This is a genomic window from Chachezhania antarctica, assembly GCF_003646465.1.
Classification (GTDB): Bacteria; Pseudomonadota; Alphaproteobacteria; order Rhodobacterales; family Rhodobacteraceae; genus Chachezhania; species Chachezhania antarctica.
In genome coordinates, this window is record NZ_QZEX01000026.1 from 1 (window position 1) to 2,500 (window position 2,500).

The 2,500-nt window shown below is 54.9% G+C and carries 2 rRNA genes (1 of these 2 cut by a window edge); both read right to left on the reverse strand.

The features are described from left to right. Positions 1-189: 189 nt before the first annotated feature. Positions 190-304, reverse strand: a 5S ribosomal RNA gene (gene rrf / locus D4754_RS23460). Between the two features lie 212 nt (positions 305-516). Continuing rightward, positions 517-2,500 (reverse strand): 23S ribosomal RNA (locus D4754_RS23465); it runs 830 nt beyond the window's last position.

A 2,500-nucleotide genomic window follows, 5' to 3' on the forward strand; every position in this document is an offset into this window, starting at 1 on the left:
ACGATTGAGGTTGTATTTCTGCGGTGCGTGGTCGGCTGGGTTTGGGGTCTGACCGGCGCTGCGGTTCTGGCCTGACGGGTTCTGCGCCGCCGACTGCACGGCGCGCAGCGTGCGCTGCGTTGGTTATTTCGTGTTCGTTGTGCTGTGTGTTTTTGATCGTCGTTATATAGAGTTTTGAGTATTTATTTGGTTTGGCGGTGACCTACTCTCCCACGACTTAAGCCGCAGTACCATTGGCGCGTCGGTGCTTAACTTCCGGGTTCGGGATGGGACCGGGTGTTTCACGCGTGCTATGACCACCAAACCGAATAAATACTCAACTCCGCTTGCGGATGTTGAGTATTTATTCGGTTTGAGCCGCGGTAAGCGGGTTCTCGAAGAGAACCTGCGGCACGGCCCGGTTGGAATAACTCAACATTCGTAGCGGATAAATCATCAACAGGGACTGTGTTCCCAGGTGTCTTTTGTTCAAGTGTTGGTGCTTTTGATCTTGGTTTGATCTGTCTTTTTCTGGATCGAATCAAGCCTGTCGGGCGATTAGTACCGGTCAACTGAGCATGTTGCCATGCTTACATCTCCGGCCTATTGACGTGGTGGTCTTCCACGGCCCTCAGGGAGACCTTGTTTTGAGGGGGGCTTCCCGCTTAGATGCCTTCAGCGGTTATCCTGTCCGATCATAGCTACCCTGCACTGCTGCTGGCGCAACAACAGGTCCACCAGTGGATCGTTCACCCCGGTCCTCTCGTACTAGGGGCAACTCCTCTCAAGTCTCCTACACCCACGGCAGATAGGGACCGAACTGTCTCACGACGTTCTAAACCCAGCTCACGTACCTCTTTAAACGGCGAACAGCCGTACCCTTGGGACCTGCTCCAGCCCCAGGATGAGATGAGCCGACATCGAGGTGCCAAACACTGCCGTCGATATGGACTCTTGGGCAGTATCAGCCTGTTATCCCCGGCGTACCTTTTATCCGTTGAGCGATGGCCCTTCCACTCGGGACCACCGGATCACTATGGCCGTCTTTCGACTCTGCTCGACTTGTCAGTCTCGCAGTCAGGCTGGCTTATGCCATTGCACTCAACGAGCGATTTCCGACCGCTCTGAGCCAACCTTCGCGCGCCTCCGTTACTCTTTGGGAGGCGACCGCCCCAGTCAAACTACCCGCCACAGAGGGTCCCGGCACCGGATAACGGTGCGCGGTTAGACATCAAGAATGCGAAGGGTGGTATCTCAAGGGAGGCTCCGCAAACACTGGCGTGTCTGTTTCAAAGCCTACCACCTATCCTGCACATCGCAGTCCTGATGCCAGTCTGAAGCTGTAGTAAAGGTGCACGGGGTCTTTCCGTCTAACCGCGGGAAGCCTGCATCTTGACAGGCAATTCAATTTCGCTGAGTCGATGTTGGAGACAGCGGGGAAGTCGTTACGCCATTCGTGCAGGTCGGAACTTACCCGACAAGGAATTTCGCTACCTTAGGACCGTTATAGTTACGGCCGCCGTTTACCTGGGCTTCAATTCAGAGCTCTCACCCCTCCTTTTAACCTTCAGGCACCGGGCAGGCGTCAGACCCTATACGTCGTCTTGCGACTTCGCAGAGCCCTGTGTTTTTAATAAACAGTCGCCACCCCCTGGTTTGTGCCCCCGGACCTCATGGCCCGGGCCTCCTTCTCGCGAACTTACGGAGGTATTTTGCCGAGTTCCTTCAACATCGTTCTCTCAAGCGCCTTGGTATTCTCTACCAGTCCACCTGTGTCGGTTTAGGGTACGGTCGGATGGAGGGCTATTTCCTGGGACCGCTGCCAAGCATGTCCAATCCGATAAGGACATGCAGCTCTGACGATCCGTCACCATCTCCTGGCCCAGTAATATTAAACTGGTTCCCATCGCCTACGCCTTTCGGCCTCGGCTTAGGGGCCGGCTTACCCTGCTCAGATTAGCTTTAAGCAGGAACCCTTGGACTTTCGGCGAGAGTGTCTCTCACACTCTTTGTCGCTACTCATGTCATCATTCTCGCTAGTGATCGCTCCACCGGTGGCTCACGCCCCGGCTTCATTGCCAAACCCGATCCTCCGCAGGATCCGAAGACCCTAAAGAGGAATAGGTTTTATCACACTACGCTCTGCTACCACGCTTACGCGTCCTCAGCTTCGGCTCATGGCTTGAGCCCCGTTACATCTTCGCCGCAGGACAACTTGATTAGACCAGTGAGCTGTTACGCTATCTTTAAAGGATGGCTGCTTCTAAGCCAACCTCCTGGTTGTTTTGGTCGTCCCACCTGCTTTCCCACTTAGCCATGAATTAGGGGCCTTAGCTGGAGGTCAGGGTTGTTTCCCTCTCCACAACGGGCGTTAGCACCCGCTGTGTGTCTGCCGTGATTGTACTCCCGGGTATTCGGAGTTTGGTTAGGATCAGTAAGCCTGTGGGGCCCCATTACCCATCCAGTGCTCTACCCCCCGGGGTAAGACACGACGCTCTACCTAAATAGATTTCGCAGAGAA